We start from the raw sequence: 16,064 nt of genomic DNA on the forward strand, positions 1-16,064 counted from the left end.
GGCGTCTTTTTCCTGTGCTCGCCGTCAGCATGTTCCGCCGCCGTCTCCAGAAGATCGGAAGCCTGTTGGGATTGCTCGCAATCCTGATGAGCACGCTCGCGCCGACGGTATCGCAGGCGCTCGCGGCGCGTGATCGCGTCGACATCGCGCTCGAAGCGTACTGCACGGCGCAGCCGTCCTCCGCCGAGTCGCGCGACAACGGGCAAGCTTCCGGGCCGCATGCACTGCTGCATTGGCAGGCCTGCGCGTATTGCGGCCTGCTGGCCCATGTGCCGGTGTTGCCCGGCGTGTACGCAAGTTTCGCCGCCGCCTCGATGGCGGCGCGCGCACCGGTCTTCGCCCAGCGCAGCGAGGTCCGCGCCGCTTCCTTCTTCACGGCCGCCCAGCCGCGCGCGCCGCCTGCCGTCTCCTGATTCGAATCCGTTTAGTCCACCGATAAATCGCGCAACGCTTTTTGACGGCGTTGCGGTACCGCCGCTCGCGTGAGCGGCGGTACTTCATATGATTCGAAAGGAACCTCATGCGCACGTTTCTCGAACGGAGACCGGCGTGTCTCGCCTCGGCCATCTACGCGGCCCTCGGCGCGGCGGCGTGTCTGACAGCATCTCCCGCGGCTCACGCCCACGCCGTGGTCGGCGACCGCGTTTTTCCGGCGACGATGGCCGTCGACGATCCCGGCGTCGGCGACGAATTCAACATGGAGTTCAGCCACATCAAGACGTCCGACAGCAACGGCAACGACATGAACGTCAACACCGTCTCGTACGAGTGGGACAAGCTGATCACGAAGAACCTCGCGTTCAGCATCGCGAGCAACTACACGAGCCAGAACTCGCCGGACGGCAGCGCGAAGGGCTGGGACAATTTCACGCTCGGCGCGAAATATCTCGTCTATGCGAACGCTCGGCATGAATTCATGGCATCGGTCGGGCTCCTCGCGACGCTCGGCGGCACCGGGTCGAAAGCAATCGCGAATTCGTTTTCGACGTTCACGCCGACCGTCTATTTCGGCAAGGGCTTCGGCGATTTGCCGAATTCGCTCGCTTATCTGCGTCCCTTCGCGATCACGGGCACGATCGGCCCGAACCTGACGACCGCGTCGTCGGACCAGGGACCGAACTCGCTCGGCTGGGGCGTGACGCTGCAGTACAGCATTCCGTACCTGCAGCAACAAGTGAAGGATCTCGGGCTGCCGCAGCCGTTCGCGAATCTGATTCCGGTCGTCGAGTTTCCGATGAGCACCTGCACGGCGGGCGCTTGCGCGGGCCAGACGACGGGCACGATCAACCCGGGCTTGCTGTGGCTCAACCGCTACGGGCAGTTCGGCGTCGAGGCGCAGATTCCCGTCAACAGCAGGGCCGGCACGCACACGGGAATATTGCTGCAGGCTCACGTGTATTTCGACGATATCTTCCCTAACTCTTTGGGCAAACCGCTCTTCTGACCGTGAACATGACCATGAAAACTTCCCTGATCTCTCTTTCGATGCGCGGCGCGGCTGCCGCGCTGACCCTGACGCTCGCGCAGCTCGCGTTCGCGCATGCCTATCCGACCAAGCAAGTGCCGGGCGCCGGCGCTGCCGTGACGACCTCGCAAAAGGAAGTCGCGATCGATTTCGACGACGCGCTCGAACCCGCGTTCAGCTCGATTGCCGTGACGGATGCGTCGGGCAAGTCGGTCGTGAGCGGCAAATCGGCGGTGGATGCGTCGAACGCGAGGCACATGTCGGTCGCGCTCGCGGCGTTGACGCCGGGCGTCTACACGGTCGCCTGGGTTGCCGTTGCCGCCGATGGCCATCGCACCCAAGGGCACTACACGTTCACCGTGAAGTGAGGTGGGCGCGTGCCCGTGCGTCTTTTCAGTGCGGAGGCTGTGGGCGTTTCAGGCGGGTTTGAGCCCCTGCCGCTGCGCACCTGTAATTCGTCGGGGCGCTTGAATTACCGCCCTGGCCCCGGCGCCCCCACGCTGATACGCACAAAATGCAAGCTTGCAGCGTAGGCGGAGCGGGCGGGCAATCGATGATTGACGGGTCTGCCCGCTGAAATCCATGACGACCCCCTAGGTGCTTATTGGTTGCGTCACGGGCTGGTACTATCCGGTTTCTTCCTACGGATTCGAGTTCAATGAGCGTCTCGCCGTTTATCTCGCGCGTAGTTTTGCGCAACTACCGCAGCGTCGGCCAGTGTGATGTCTCGCTTGGTCCCTTGACTTACTTGGTTGGGGCGAACGGCGCCGGCAAGAGTAACTTTGTTGACGCCCTGCATCTGGTATCGGATGCATTGACGAGTTCTCTGGATCAAGCACTCAGCCGTCGCGGTGGATTGGCCGAGGTTCGACGACGTTCCAGCGGACACCCGACACATTTTGGAATTCGCCTTGAGTTCACTTTGGGCGGAAGAGTTGGGCATTACGCTTTCAATATTGGATCACTTAAAAATCGCGGTTTCGAAGTCCAGACGGAAGAATGTAGCCTCGGAGGGATAGGAAGCGGACCGTACTATCGAATCGAGCATGGTCAGGTAAAAGCGAGCAGTGAGCCGACCTTGCCGGCTTTGACTGAGGACCGTTTGGCTCTGGTCGCCTTGTCCGGGTTGAGTGCATTTAGGCCAATTTTCGACGCCCTTACGGGGATGGGTTTTTACAACCTCAACCCCAAGCTGATGCGCGAGCTACAAAAAGCTCAGGAAGGCCGACTCATGAAGCCGGAGGGGGAGAACATCGCTAGCGTTATTGGTCACCTGGACAAAGTCAACGCGCAAGCCCTCCGAGTAATCGAAGAATATTTACAAACAGTGGTGCCGACGGTGCATGCGGTCAAGCGAGTTCAAGTGGGACCGATGGAGACGTTGGAATTTCGTCAGGACGTGCCGGGCGCCAAAGACCGTTGGCGCTTCGCCGCGCAGAACATGTCTGACGGCACGTTGCGCGCTCTGGGCGTGTTGACCGCGCTTTTTCAAAGCAACCGCGATTTCGCACCGACGCTGATTGGTATCGAAGAGCCCGAAACAGCTTTACATCCGGCTGCCAGCGCAGCACTTCGTGAAGCCCTGCAGCGTGCTTCGTCGCAGACTCAGGTCATTGTCACGAGTCATAGTCCGGAGCTTCTTGATGACATGTCTATCCGAGACGATCAGATCATCGCTGTGGTCTCTGATGCTGGCGAGTCCAAACTTGCACGAATTGATCCCGCTTCGCGCGAAGCTATCCGCAAGCATTTATTTTCTGCAGGCGAGTTGTTGAAGCTGGGCCAGCTCCAGCCAGATCCCGATGCAATTCGGGATCAGGCTACGCGCCAAGCTTCGCTCTTTGACGGAGGAGCAGTTTGACTCGGTTATCCAGCATAGTGGAAGGGCACGGCGAGGTTGCCGCGTTACCGGTTTTGCTGAGGCGGATTGCTCTTTGGCGATCACCTCATACGCATGTCGACGTTCAAACTCCGATACGCGTGCATAGAGATCGTTTCCTGAATCGAGCGGACGAATTTAGCCGACATCTGACGTTGGCGGGAGACAAGTGTGGTGACGACGGCTGGGTTTTGATTTTGCTGGATGCTGATGACGACTGTCCTGCCGTTCGAGGCCCGGAGATTTTGGCGCGCGCACAACAAGTATTGCCGCATCGAACGGTCTCTGTGGTATTGGCAAATCGCGAGTTCGAAGCATGGTTTATTGGGGCGGCTGCTTCATTGAACGGTCAGCGCGGCCTTTCTATTACGGCGGCGGCTGACTTGGAAGTCGACGCAGAGTCGCCGCGAGACGCTAAAGGGTGGCTTCGAGAGCGAATGTCGGGTGGAACCTACGGTGAAACGACTGATCAACCTGCGTTTGCGGCCCGGATCGATTTGCAACAAGCATTGGAGCGCTGTAGATCGTTTCGCAAGCTTTGCGATGAATGGGATAGAAGTGTCGCCTGAATTCGCTGGCGGTTTCTGCAGTTGCAAAACCGACGCCGATCACGCGGTCTGATTTCCAAAAGGGCGATGAGGGGATAAAAATACAAAACCCACGTCATTATTGGAAGATGAACCCGCGTTCAGCTCGATTGCCGTGACGGATGCGTCGGGCAAGTCGGTCGTGAGCGGCAAATCGGCGGTGGATGCGTCGAACGCGAAGCACATGTCGGTCGCGCTCGCGGCGTTGACGCCGGGCGTCTACACGGTCGCCTGGGTTGCCGTTGCCGCCGATGGCCATCGCACCCAAGGGCACTACACGTTCACCGTGAAGTGATGTTCCGGGTGCGGCCGGCGCCGGCGCCGGGTCCCGCCGGCCGCGCCCTCATGGAAATCCCGTACGGAAGCGGCATCTTCATGAAAGCATGAAGAAGGGTTCCCGCCTCTAGAATCCCGCCATCGACACCAGACGAGTGGCATCCCGCCGCTCCGACAAGAACGGAGACAATCGATGCGACCCACCTTCCGCGCACTTCGCCATATCGCTCTCGCTTCCAGCCTGTTGTTCGGCATTGCATCGCAGCATGCGATGGCCGACGACGGCGGCAAGGTCACGATCATGGTCGGCGGGATCACGAAGCTGATTTATCTGCCGGCTCGCCTGACCGAGCAACTCGGCTATTTCAAGGACGAAGGGCTCGACGTCGAGCTGCTGTCGCAGCCGGCCGGCGTCGATGCCGAAAACGAGCTGCTGGCCGGCGCAGTCCAGGGCGTGGTCGGCTTCTACGACCACACCATCGACTTGCAGACCAAGGGCAAGGAAGTCAAGGCGATCGTCGTGTTCGGGCAGGTGCCGGGCGAAGTCGAGATGGTGTCGACCAAAGCCGCCGACTCGATCAAGTCGATGGCCGACGTCAAGGGCAAGACGCTGGGCGTGACGGGCCTCGGCTCGTCGACGAGCTTCCTCACGCAGTTCCTCGCCGGCCAGCACGGCATCCAGTCGACCGAATACACGATGCTGCCGGTGGGCGCCGACGCGAGCTTCATCGCGGCGGTCAAGCAAGGCCGCATCGACGCCGGCATGACCACCGAGCCCACCGTTTCCGCGCTGCAGAAATCCGGCGACGCGAAGGTGCTCGTCGACATGCGCTCGGTCGAAGGCACCAAGGCCGCGCTCGGCGGCACCTACCCGGCTTCGAGCCTCTACGTTCAAGCAGCGTGGGCCGACACGCACAAGGCCCAGGCGGCCAAGCTCGCTCACGCGTTCGTGCGCACCATGCAGTTCATCCACACGCACAGCGCGGAAGAAATCGCCGCGAAGATGCCCGACGACTACCAGAAGGACAAGGCGCTCTACGTGAGCGCGCTGAAGGCCTCGCTGCCGATGTACACGGCGGACGGCAAGATGCCGGCCGACGGCCCGGAGACGGTGCTCAAGGTGCTGTCGGCGTTCAATCCGTCGGTCAAGGGCAAGCACGTCGATCTGTCCAAGACCTACACGAACGAGTTCGTCAGCTCGAAATAAATCGGCCCGGGCCGGCCGCGCTCGCGCGGCCGGCATCGCCGAAAGGCTTCGTTGCACTCGAGGCGCCGCCTGTCGCGGCTCCGGTTTTTCCAGGGATGTGCCCCATGAACCAAGTTCCTTCTCAAGGCGCGCCGGCCATCGAGTTCCGCTCGGTGTCGTGCCGCTTCATTTCTCCCGACGGCAAGCCGACCGTCGCGCTGCGCGATTTCAGCATGTCGGTGGCGCAGGGCGAGTTCATCGCGATCGTCGGCCCCACGGGCTGCGGCAAGTCCACCACGCTCAGCATGATCACGGGGCTCCTGAAGCCCACGGCGGGCGAGGTGCGCGTGATGGGCGCGCCCGTCAACGGCATCGATCCGCGCATCGGCTTCGTGTTCCAGGCGGACGCGGTGTTCCCGTGGCGCTCGGTGCTCGACAACGTCGCGGCCGGACCGCTGTTTCGCGGCCGCTCGAAGTCGGCGGCCTACGACGAGGCGAACGACTGGCTGCGCCGCGTCGGCCTCGAGAAGTTCGGCAAGCACTATCCGCATCAGCTTTCGGGCGGCATGAGGAAGCGCGTCGCGCTCGCGCAGACCTTCATCAACAAGCCGGAAATCCTCTTGATGGACGAGCCGTTCTCCGCGCTCGACATGCAGACGCGCACGCTGATGCAGGACGAGCTGCTGCAGCTGTGGTCGGCGAATGCGGGCTCGGTGGTGTTCGTCACGCACGACCTCGAAGAGGCGATCGCGCTCGCCGACCGCGTGTTCGTGCTGACCGCGCGCCCGGCGACGCTCAAGAAGGTGTACGAGATCGACCTGCCGCGTCCGCGGATCACCTCGGAGATCCGCTACGAGCCGCGCTTTATCGAAATTTCGCGCGACATCTGGCACGATCTGCGCGAGGAAGTCCAAATTGCTTAATACGACAGTACGACGGAATACACTCATGGCATCCCGTGATAGCGCTTTGAAAATGGACCTCGAAACCGCCTCCGCAGACGAGATCGAGCGGATGGCCCGGCGCCGCCTGCAGCAGCGGCACGCATTGATCATCAGCCTGCGGATCCTCGTGCTGGTCGTCGTGCTGGGCGGCTGGGAGATCTCCGGCCGCATGAAATGGATCGACCCGTTCTTTTTCTCGATGCCGTCGCTGATCTTCCTGCAGATCATCGACTGGTTCCAGAACGGCACCTCGCAAGGCCCGCTGCTCGTGCAGGTGTGGGTCACGCTCGAAGAGACGCTGCTCGGCTTCCTTATCGGCTCGGCCGGCGGCATCGTGTGCGGCGTCGTGCTGGGCCGCAACAAGCTGCTCGCCGACGTGTTCGACATCTACATCAAGATCGCCAACTCGATTCCGCGCGTGGTGCTCGGCTCGGTGTTCGTGATCGCGCTCGGCCTCGGCATGGCTTCGAAGGTCGCGCTCGCGGTGGTCATGGTATTTTTTGTGGTATTCGGCAACGCCTTCCAGGGCGTGCGCGAAGCCGACCGCTACATGATTGCGAACGCGCAGATCCTCGGCGCTTCGAAACGGCAGCTGACCACCTCGGTGGTGATTCCGTCGGCGCTCTCGTGGATTCTCGCGAGCCTGCACGTGAGCTTCGGCTTTGCGCTGGTCGGCGCGGTGGTCGGTGAATTCCTCGGCTCGAAGCAGGGTATCGGTCTCTTGATTTCGACGGCGCAGGGCGCCTTCAACGCGAGCGGCGTGTTTGCGGCGATGATCGTGCTGGCCGTGGTCGCGCTCACGACGGACTATCTGCTTACCGCACTGGAAAAACGTCTGCTGAAATGGAGGCCTTCGTCATTCTGACGCTCGGAATCGAACGCGAACGTCCTTGCCTGCCGGCAGGGACGTTGTTGCATTGGAGAGTGTGCAATGTTGCTTAGCTTGCGCGCGCGCCTGCTGGTGTGGCTGCTGCTGCCGCTCGCGCTGTTCGTCTTCGTGACCGGCAGGATGTCCTACGACGCGGCCCGGCAGACCGCCGACCTGCTGCAAGACAACGCGCTGCTCTCTTCCGCTCGCACCATCATCGAAGACGTCGACTGGCAGAACGGCGCGCTGACGGCGAACATTCCGCCCGCCGCGCTGGAGATCTTCGAATCGCCCTATCAGGACCAGGTGTTCTACAAGGTGGTCGTCGATCACGACAGGCTGCTGGGCGGCAGTCCCGATCTGCCGCCGCCCGCGGACAGCCGCCGCTTCCCGGTGTTCTACAACACCTCGCTCGGCGGGCTGCCGATCCGCGCGGTGGCTTACCAGCGGGAGCTTTATGACTCGGGCAAGGCCCAGCAGGTCACGGTGATCGTCGGCAAGACGCAGGCGTCGCGGCAGGCCATGCTCGAAGACCTCTGGCATCCGCAGTTGATCCGCCAGTGGCTGATGCTGGCCCTGGTCGTGGTGCTCGTGCCGTTCGGGCTCACGATGGAGCTGAGGCCGCTGATGAAGCTCAAGGACGATGTCGCCGATCGCGGGCCGATGGAGCTCCAGCCGATCCGCGTGCACCATCTGCCTTCCGAGCTGCGGCCGATCGTCGATGCGATCAACCAGTGCATCGCGCGCCTCAAGGTGCATGCGGCGACCCAGCGTCAATTCATCGCCGATGCGGCGCATCAATTGCGCACGCCGCTCACGCTGCTCGACACGCAGGTGCAGTGCGCGAGCCAGTGCGACCTGCGCGATCCGTCGCTCACCGAGGCCTTGACCGGCATCCGCCGCACGAGCCAGAAGATGGCCGACGTGACGAGCCAGCTGCTGCTGCTCGCGCAGGCGGAGTCGGTATCGGCGCCGCGCATGCAGGCCAGGATCGATCTGGCGGCAGTGGTGTCGGCGGTGCTCGAGGAGCTCGTGGTTGCGGCGCAGCAGCGTCAGATCGATCTCGGCGCGGAGCTGGCGGACGGCATGCATGTCGCGGGCAACGCGAGCCTGCTCGAGGCGCTCGTGACGAATCTCGTCGACAACGCAGTCCGCTATACGCAGGAAGGGGGGAGCGTGACCGCGATCTGCCGCCGCGAGGGCGGCGACGTGGTGATGCAAGTGGTGGACAATGGTCCCGGCATCCCGGCCGAAGCGCGCGCGCACGTGTTCGAGCGCTTCTACCGCGTATCGGCCGATGTCGAGGGCTCCGGCCTCGGCCTTGCGATCGTCCACCAGATCGCGCTCGCGCACGGCGGCACGGTTGCTATCATGCCGGGCCCGCAGCGCGTCGGGCTCGTCGTGACGGTCCGCCTGCCTGCATGGAGTGATTGAGGTAAGAGAATGAAGCTGCTGTTAGTCGAAGACAACATCGAACTGTCGCATTGGATCGTCAATTTGCTGCGCGCCGAGAATTTCGCCGTCGATTGCGTGCCCGACGGCGAATCGGCCGATTCGGTGCTGACCACGCAACGCTACGACGTCGTGCTGCTCGACATGCGCTTGCCGCGCATGAGCGGCAAGGACGTGCTCGCGCGCCTGCGCCGCCGCCGCGACAACGTGCCGGTGCTGATGCTGACCGCGCACGGCTCGATCGACGACAAGGTCGATTGCTTCAGCGCCGGCGCGGACGACTACGTGGTCAAGCCCTTCGACGGCCGTGAGCTGGTGGCGCGCATCAAGGCGCTGATCCGCCGGCAGCTGAGCGACAAATCGGGCTGGCTCATGTGCGGCGACCTGCAATACATCTCCGATACGCGGGAGTTCCGCCACAACGACGTGCCGCTGAACCTGCGCCGCCGCGAGCACGCGATCCTCGAGACGCTGATGCTGCGGCAGGGCAAGACGGTGTCGAAGAACACGCTGATGGACAGCGTGTTCGGCCTCGACGACGAGCCGAGCGCCGACGCCATCGACATCTACATCCACCGGCTGCGCAAGCACCTCGCGGCCTCGAGCGCGCAGATCATGACGCTGCGCGGGCTCGGCTACATCCTGCGGTCGAAGGAAGAGGCGTAGTGCGGTTGAGGTTGCGGCGGCCCCTATCAGTAGTATCACTTAGTTGTTCGAATGAGACACGAAAGGAGCGTGAAGGATTGAGGTAACTAGGATTCGTCTCATCCGTTGAACGTCGTGGTTGCCGATGACTTGGCAGGCGGTGGTAATCGACAGCGGACCAATCAGAACTTCAACGCAGCACCCTGAGGAGACAATCTTGAAGCAAAAGTACCTCGCGTTCGCCGTCACGGCAGGCGCACTCGCAGCAAGCAACGCACACGCGCAATCGAGCGTGCAGCTCTATGGCCTCATCGACCTGTCCGCCGTCGCCTACACGACGAACGCCGACAAGGCCGGCAACCACGTGATCGGCATGGGCCACGACGGCGAGCCATGGTTCAGCGGCAGCCGCTGGGGCCTGCGCGGCGCCGAGGACATCGGCGGCGGCTCGAAGATCGTCTTCACGTTGGAAAGCGAATTCGTTGCCGCGAACGGCAACATGGAAGATTCCGGTCAGATCTTCGACCGTGACTCGTGGGTCGGCATCCAGAACGACACGTTCGGCGAGTTTTCGGCCGGCTTCCGGGACACCGTTGCGAAGGACTTCTCGGGACTCTACGGCGACCCGTACACCAGCGCGGAGTTCTCGACGAAGGAAGGCGCCTACACCAACTCCAACAACTTCAAGCAACTGATTTTCTACGCGGCTGGCCCGACGGGTACGCGTACCGAGAACGGCATCCAGTGGCGCAAGCTCTTCAGCAACGGCATTTATGCGGCTGCTGACTATCAGTTCAGCAACTCGACGCAGTTCGCCAACGGCTCGGGCTACCAGGCCGCGCTCGGCTGGAACGTTGGGCCAGTCTCCTTCGGCGGCTTCTACGATCACACGAACAACGGCGGCTTCGTCGATCAGACGTACTCGGTGGGTGGCGACTATCGCTTCGGCATCGGCCGTGTCAACGCCGGTTACTTCCATTACACGGGCAAGCAGGGCTCGCTGCCGGACCGGGTGGACAACGCGTGGACGGTATCGTTCAAGCTCGCGCCGAAGGGCCCGCTGGACTATGAGCTCGGCTATCAGCAGATGCACGTGAAGAATGCCGCCTACAACAGCAGCGGCGATATCCCGAACGCCAACTCCGGCTCGTTCGACACGACGGCCACGACGGTCAACAACGGCTACAAGGAAACGGTCTACGCGTCGACCTTCTATCACCTGTCGAAGCGCACCGAGCTGTACCTGGCTGCCGACTACATGAAGCTGCACGGCGGCTACACGGTGGCGGGAACGAACGGCCACAACAGCCAGCTCGAAGTGGCGACGGGCATCCGCACGCGCTTCTGATCCAAGGATCGTCCTCCTCGCAGCACAAACCTCGACTGAATGTGCTCCGATTTGCGGCGGCGGACTTGTCCGCTCGCCGCTTTTTTCTGTCGACCTGAGTCAGCGCTTCAGCGTGTCGACCAGAGTTAGTGCTTCAGCACTTACTCTGGTCCCATGCAGAGCCTTGCTCCGGTCCCATGCTGTGGTTGCCTGGAGTTGGTGCTTTAGCACTTGCTCCAGGCCCGCAGCGCTCGATGCATCAGAGGGCAACCATGTTCAGGAACGCTACCGTCCGCATGGCGCTGACGCTGACGATCGCAGGATTTACGGGGGCGCTGATGCTGGTGATCGCAGCGTCGATCGCCGGCCTGCAGACCGCCAACCGCGCGCTCGAAAAGATGTACAGCGAAGAGACCGCCGCGCTGCAACACTTGACCGCGAGCAGCGAAGCCCTGCTGCAAGTGCGGGTCGATCTCGGCGCGTACGAGACGCTCGTCGCGCAAGGCAAACCCACGGCCCCGGTGCTGGCCCGCGTGCATGCGGAGCTGGCCGACAGCAATCGCGAGCTGGCGGGCTACACCGCCTTGAACCGCTCGAGCGACGCCGAGAAGGCGCTCGCGGACGCGCTGCACGCCAGGCGCGACAAGCTATTGAACGACGTGCTGACGCCCGAGATCGCGGCGCTGGACCAGGACGATTTCATGACGTTCCGCACGACGGAGCGGCAAGCGCCCGAAGCCGTGTTCAGCGACTACAAGCACGCGGCGCTCGCACTCGAAGATTTCCAGATCCAGCATCAGAAGGCCCGCTTCGAATCCGCGCAGCAGAATTTCCACGGGCTGCTTTGGCTGTTCGGCGCGATCGGCGCGGCAGCGATCGCGCTCGGGCTCTTTGCACGCTACGCGCTCACGGCATCGATCGTGAAGCCGATCAATGCGGCGATTCATCATTTCGAGCGGATTGCGGCGGGCGACTTGACCAATACGATCGATACGCAGCGCACGAACGAAATGGGCCGGCTGCTCGCGGCGCTCGCGCGCATGCAGGCGGGCCTCGTTGCCGCGGTGGCGCAGGTGCGTCACGGCACGGCCGCGATCACGCACGGCGTGCGCGAGATCGCGAGCGGCAACGCCGACTTGTCGGCCCGCACCGAGCAGCAGGCGGCCACGCTCGAGGAAACCGCCTCGAGCATGGAGGAGCTGACCGCGACGGTCCGGCAGAACGCGGACAACGCGCGGCACGCCAGCGAGCTCGCGGAAAACGCCGCGCGCATCGCGGCGCGCGGCGGCGAGGTGGTGGGCCAGGTTGTCGACGTGATCGAGGACATGTCGTCGGGCTCGAACCGGATCGTCGACATCATCGGCGCGATCGAAGGGATCGCATTCCAGACCAACATCCTCGCCTTGAACGCAGCGGTCGAAGCGGCACGCGCCGGCGAGGAAGGGCGTGGCTTCGCAGTGGTCGCGGGCGAGGTGCGCGCGCTCGCGCAGCGCTCGGCCGCAGCGGCAAAGGAGATTCGCGAGCTCATTGGCGAATCCGTCGCGAAGGTGCACAACGGCTCCGAGCTCGCGGCGCGCGCCGGCGCGACCATGGCTGAGATCGTCGATGCCGCGCGCAGCGTGACGGGCATCGTCGGCGAAATCAGCGTGGCGTCGGAGGAGCAGTCGCGCGGCATCGACCAGATCAATCGCGCGGTGTCGCAGATGGATAACGTGACGCAGCAGAACGCCGCGCTCGTCGAAGAGGCCGCGGCGGCGGCGGCATCGCTGGACGAGCAGGCGCGTGCGCTCGATGACGCGGTGGCGGTGTTCCAGCTGCGCCAGGCTGCCGCGGAAGATGGGCAACAGAACGGCCCGGCGTTCGCGCTATCGCCGGCATACGCATGACGACATCAGACGAGAGCATTGAAACGTTCTGCATCAAGGGCATCACGCACCAGGGCAAGACCTTCCGTCCGGGAGACTGGGGTGAGCGCCTGATGGGCGTCATCACGCTTTACGTCGGAGAGCGCCGGCCGGGGCTGCATGTCGCGTCGACGCGGCTCGCGATGCCGGTCGTCGAGGCCGGCGTCAAATGTCTGATCGTTTGCGGCGAACTGCGGCGCGTTTGCCCCGACGCGTTCGATTTCGTCATACGCTTCGCGCGCGACAACGACTTGCCGGTCGAGACTCGCGCCCGCTCGCGCGAGGCCGCCTATGCGAGCGCGGCCTGGACGGGCTGAGGCGGCAGTCTCTTGCCTTCCTGCCGCCCCGCGCAGGCAAGCATCGCGCGATGCGACGCGTTTGCAGCCTCAGTTGGCACTCGCGCAGATCACGTCCGGTGCGGTATAGGGCGACGGATAGAAAGACTTGGGGCCGCTCAGGACGCGCAAACGCTGTGTCGCCAGCACGTCGGCTTCCGTTTGCTCGCGGCGGGTGAGCGCAGCCGCTACTTCGCCGTTGGGAAGCGGCTCATTGACGGCGCATTGCAGCGTCTTGCCGTTGGCTAGCTGCACCGTCGTCACGTAGGCGTAGTCGGGTTGCGCGGCCATCGAGCCGGCAGCCCAGAGCGCGGCGACGCTCAGCAGCGCGCAGGTGAGGCTTCGGATTTTCATGACGTGCTCCTCCTTGGTTTTACGTCCCTGTCTATTTGACAGCGGCAGGAGCAGTCGAGATCTGCCAGGTCCCGGGAATCGATGGACGCGTCGAGCGGACCGCCCGCCCTTAGCCGGCGCTTGCGCAACTCACGGCTGGCGCCGTGTAGGGCGACGGATAGGGGGATTCGGGGCCGCTCAGGACGCGCAGGCGCTGCGTCGCGAGTACGTAGGCTTTCGTTTGCTCGCGGCCGGTGAGCGCGGCCGCCGCTTCGCCGTTGGGAAGCGGCTCATTGACGGCGCATTGCAGCGTCTTGCCGCTGGATAGCCGCACCGTGGTCAGGTAGGCGTAGTCGGGTTGCGCGGCCATGGTGCCGCCGGCCCAGAACGCGGCGACGCTCAGCAGTGCGCAAGTCAGGCTATGGACTTTCATGATGTGCTCCTCGAGGTTCATCACTGTCATTTGAAGACTGCGGGAGCCGTCGAAAAATGCCGTATCGCGAAAGTCTTTTTTTCACGAAATGCGCTTTCCCGCGCGAATGCGATGACCTACGGCGGCAATCGCACTGCTTGCGATGCGGGCGGTCCCGTCATCGCGCCGAGGCGTGAACATCTGCTTACAGATCTCACATGTCCGTTGTGCACCTCTGGTTTGCCAGGGACGTTCTAGCTGGCATACATCAACGGAGGCGAACATGAACCCCTACCCGGATTCCGATTCCTTGCAAGGCCGTCGTATTCATCCCTTGGTCGCGAGCGCGGCTGTGGCTGTGATCCTGGTCAGTGCGACCGGCATCGCGGCAATAACGGGGATTCTGCCGTCCTCCCACGCAGTCCAGGCGCCGGCCGCGCAATTGGAGCCTGCCGCCGCGCAGGTCGCGAGCACGCCGGCCGTGTCGCCGCCAGCCGTCGCAGCCCCGCGCTCGACGGAAGCGCCACCCCAGACATACGTCCACCATCGCCATCCGGCGCCGGTCGAGCAGGCCCGATCCGGCGACCGGGACGCGTGGCGGAACCCGTCACAGCCCGCGCGGCAGGCGGTCACCGCCGACCCGTACGCCGGTGAGGTGGTCGCCGTCAATACCGTCGAGACCCCCGAGCCGACGACGGGTGTCGGCGCGGTCGGCGGTGCTGTCGCCGGCGGATTGATCGGAAATCAGATCGGAAACGGGCGGGGCCGCTTGCTCGCGACCATTGCCGGTGCAGTTGGCGGTGGATTCGCCGGCAACGGTATCGAGCACGCAGTACGCAAGGAGACCTCGTACCAGGTGCAGGTCAGGATGCAGGATGGCAGTTACCGGAATTTCAGCTATCCGACACAGCCGCCGGTTCAGGTGGGTGAACGCGTTCATGTGTCCGGGGATTCGCTGGTCGCGTCGTGATTGCTTCCCGGCGGAGGTGCCGCTGCGCTGCGATTTATTGCCGTAAAAGACAAAAGCCCTGCTAGAACAACGGTCTAGCAGGGCTTTTTAGATTCCGTGGACCGTTCGGACCAATCTGACTGGTGCCCAGGGCCGGACTCGAACCGGCACGCCTTGCGGCGGGGGATTTTGAGTCCCCTGCGTCTACCTGTTTCACCACCTGGGCTTACTGACGCGCCACGCTTACGGTCCTTACGGCCGCGCGTGACGGAAGACGGCGATTATGGCGGAAAACGTCGAAACGATCAAGTTCACCGGTTCCGCCCCTGCAGCACGAACCCATCACTGGCTCAGATAGACAAACGATCCATTCCTGATCACGCCCATCACGCTCGCCCGCTGATCGAGCCCGACGTGGTCCTTCGCGCTCGTACTGACGATCCCGTTCGGCACCACGAGCTCATGCGCATGCTCGAGCTCATCGCGCAATGCAGCGCGAAACGCGGGCGTCCCCGGTTGGGCCGTCTTCAGCGCTCGCGCAACCGCATCCTGAAGCCGCGGATAAACCCCCGCCGCGTCGCCCGCGAACTGCGTGACCGTCCCCGGCCCGTATTTCGCCTCGTAGGCGCTCACGAACGCAAGCGCCGCCTTCTTCGCCGGATGATCGGCCGGCAGCGTGCGCGCGACCACCACGGGCTGGGTCGGAAACAGCGTCCCTTCGACATCCTTGCCGCCCAGCTTGATGAACTCGGGGGTGGCGATGCCGTGCGTCTGGTAGATCGGCCCCTTGAAGCCGCGCTCGACGAGCGTGCGCTGCGGCAGCACGCTCGGCGTGCCCGCGCCGGCAACGAGGATCGCGTCGGGCCGCGCGGCCATCAGCTTCAGCACTTGGCCCGTGACGCTCGTATCGGTGCGATTGAAGCGCTCGGCCGCGACGATCTTGATATGGCGCAGCTCGGCGAATTTCGAGAACTCGTTGTACCAGCTGTCGCCGTAGCTGTCGGCAAAGCCGATGAAGCCGACCGTCTTCACGTCGTGGTTCGACATGTAGCGCGTCATCACGTCCGCCATCGCGCTGTCGGTCTGCGCCATCTTGAACGCCCACACGCGCTTGCCTTCCTGCGGCTCGACCACGGCGGCCGAGCCGATCAGCGTGATCATCGGCGTCCGGGTCTCGGACACCGGGTCGAGCGCGGCGAGCGCCGCCGGCGTGATGTTCGGGCCGACGATCACGTCGACCTTGTCCTCGCTCACGAACTTGCGGATGTTGCGCACGGCGGCGCCTGGATCGGAGCCGTCGTCGAGGATGAGGTACTGCGCGTTCTGGCCCGCGATCGTCTGCGGCCACATCAGCATCGCGTTCTTGCTCGTGATGCCGATCGTGGCGGCGGGGCCGGTCGTGGACAAGTCGATGCCGATCTTGATGTCGGCGTGCGCAGCGGCGCCAAGCGCGAATGCGGCCAGCGCGAGCGCGCCGCGCAGGGTTTGGGACAACGCCATCC

Annotated in this window: 17 protein-coding genes, 1 tRNA gene and 1 pseudogene; 15 read left to right on the plus strand and 4 right to left on the minus strand. The window is 63.7% G+C overall.

Annotation, left to right across the window (positions count from 1 at the left end):
• Window positions 1-14 precede the first annotated feature (14 nt).
• The 14 genes and pseudogenes from FAZ69_RS25115 (at window position 15) to FAZ69_RS25180 (ending at window position 12,850) form a co-directional block, all read left to right on the plus strand.
• Window positions 15-413, plus strand: coding sequence for a DUF2946 domain-containing protein (locus FAZ69_RS25115; RefSeq protein ID WP_240702457.1), 399 nt, complete (start codon window positions 15-17; stop codon window positions 411-413).
• Between the two features lie 107 nt (window positions 414-520).
• The gene (locus FAZ69_RS25120) at window positions 521-1,444 is read left to right on the plus strand and encodes a hypothetical protein (protein WP_136897801.1); all 924 of its coding nucleotides are present in this window, start codon (window positions 521-523) and stop codon (window positions 1,442-1,444) included.
• Window positions 1,445-1,458: 14 nt separating this feature from the next.
• On the plus strand, window positions 1,459-1,833 hold the full coding sequence (locus FAZ69_RS25125; RefSeq protein ID WP_136897802.1) for a copper resistance CopC family protein: 375 nt from the start codon (window positions 1,459-1,461) through the stop codon (window positions 1,831-1,833).
• 290 nt (window positions 1,834-2,123) lie between these two features.
• Window positions 2,124-3,326, plus strand: coding sequence for an AAA family ATPase (locus FAZ69_RS25130; protein WP_136897803.1), 1,203 nt, complete (start codon window positions 2,124-2,126; stop codon window positions 3,324-3,326).
• Window positions 3,323-3,913 (plus strand): DUF4276 family protein, encoded by a 591-nt coding sequence (locus FAZ69_RS25135; RefSeq protein ID WP_136897804.1) that lies wholly within the window; start codon window positions 3,323-3,325, stop codon window positions 3,911-3,913. The genes FAZ69_RS25130 and FAZ69_RS25135 overlap by 4 nt, the downstream gene beginning before the upstream one ends.
• 109 nt (window positions 3,914-4,022) lie before the next feature.
• Window positions 4,023-4,226: pseudogene (locus tag FAZ69_RS25140) on the plus strand (copper resistance protein CopC); the annotation flags it as partial.
• Between the two features lie 174 nt (window positions 4,227-4,400).
• Window positions 4,401-5,414, plus strand: a complete 1,014-nt coding sequence (locus tag FAZ69_RS25145) for an ABC transporter substrate-binding protein (RefSeq protein ID WP_136897806.1) — start codon at window positions 4,401-4,403, stop codon at window positions 5,412-5,414.
• Between the two features lie 104 nt (window positions 5,415-5,518).
• Entirely contained in the window at window positions 5,519-6,316 is a 798-nt protein-coding gene (locus FAZ69_RS25150) for an ABC transporter ATP-binding protein (RefSeq protein ID WP_136897807.1), read from the plus strand.
• 52 nt (window positions 6,317-6,368) lie between these two features.
• A complete protein-coding gene (locus FAZ69_RS25155) occupies window positions 6,369-7,202 on the plus strand; it encodes an ABC transporter permease (protein WP_439654800.1) in 834 nt (277 codons plus the stop codon).
• Window positions 7,203-7,268: 66 nt separating this feature from the next.
• Entirely contained in the window at window positions 7,269-8,639 is a 1,371-nt protein-coding gene (locus FAZ69_RS25160; RefSeq protein WP_136897809.1) for a sensor histidine kinase, read from the plus strand.
• Between the two features lie 9 nt (window positions 8,640-8,648).
• A complete protein-coding gene (locus FAZ69_RS25165) occupies window positions 8,649-9,323 on the plus strand; it encodes a response regulator (RefSeq protein WP_136897810.1) in 675 nt (224 codons plus the stop codon).
• Between the two features lie 124 nt (window positions 9,324-9,447).
• The gene (locus FAZ69_RS25170) at window positions 9,448-10,650 is read left to right on the plus strand and encodes a porin (RefSeq protein WP_136897811.1); all 1,203 of its coding nucleotides are present in this window, start codon (window positions 9,448-9,450) and stop codon (window positions 10,648-10,650) included.
• A 251-nt stretch (window positions 10,651-10,901) separates the two neighbouring features.
• Window positions 10,902-12,515 carry a methyl-accepting chemotaxis protein gene (locus FAZ69_RS25175; protein WP_136897812.1) on the plus strand — a complete coding sequence of 538 codons (1,614 nt, stop codon included), beginning with the start codon at window positions 10,902-10,904 and terminating at the stop codon, window positions 12,513-12,515.
• Window positions 12,512-12,850 carry a DUF3579 domain-containing protein gene (locus tag FAZ69_RS25180; RefSeq protein ID WP_136897813.1) on the plus strand — a complete coding sequence of 113 codons (339 nt, stop codon included), beginning with the start codon at window positions 12,512-12,514 and terminating at the stop codon, window positions 12,848-12,850. Before FAZ69_RS25175 ends, FAZ69_RS25180 begins: the two co-directional genes overlap by 4 nt.
• A 69-nt stretch (window positions 12,851-12,919) precedes the next feature.
• Here the strand turns inward: FAZ69_RS25180 and FAZ69_RS34055 are convergent, their stop codons facing one another.
• Together FAZ69_RS34055 and FAZ69_RS34060 are read right to left on the minus strand one after the other, a co-directional pair.
• Complete coding sequence (locus FAZ69_RS34055; protein WP_240702458.1) at window positions 12,920-13,222, minus strand: hypothetical protein; 303 nt, start codon at window positions 13,220-13,222, stop codon at window positions 12,920-12,922.
• A gap of 109 nt (window positions 13,223-13,331) precedes the next feature.
• Complete coding sequence (locus tag FAZ69_RS34060) at window positions 13,332-13,634, minus strand: hypothetical protein (RefSeq protein ID WP_240702459.1); 303 nt, start codon at window positions 13,632-13,634, stop codon at window positions 13,332-13,334.
• A 262-nt stretch (window positions 13,635-13,896) separates the two neighbouring features.
• Between FAZ69_RS34060 and FAZ69_RS25195 the strand changes: the two genes are divergently transcribed.
• A complete protein-coding gene (locus tag FAZ69_RS25195) occupies window positions 13,897-14,583 on the plus strand; it encodes a glycine zipper 2TM domain-containing protein (RefSeq protein ID WP_136897814.1) in 687 nt (228 codons plus the stop codon).
• A gap of 120 nt (window positions 14,584-14,703) precedes the next feature.
• On the opposite strand, the gene FAZ69_RS25200 is transcribed toward FAZ69_RS25195, so the two are convergent.
• Window positions 14,704-14,788: transfer RNA gene (locus FAZ69_RS25200), tRNA-Leu, on the minus strand.
• A 116-nt stretch (window positions 14,789-14,904) separates the two neighbouring features.
• The gene (locus FAZ69_RS25205; protein ID WP_136897815.1) at window positions 14,905-16,062 is read right to left on the minus strand and encodes an ABC transporter substrate-binding protein; all 1,158 of its coding nucleotides are present in this window, start codon (window positions 16,060-16,062) and stop codon (window positions 14,905-14,907) included.
• Window positions 16,063-16,064 lie beyond the last annotated feature (2 nt).

This window comes from Trinickia terrae (assembly GCF_005144415.1).
Classification (GTDB): domain Bacteria; phylum Pseudomonadota; class Gammaproteobacteria; order Burkholderiales; family Burkholderiaceae; genus Trinickia_A; species Trinickia_A terrae.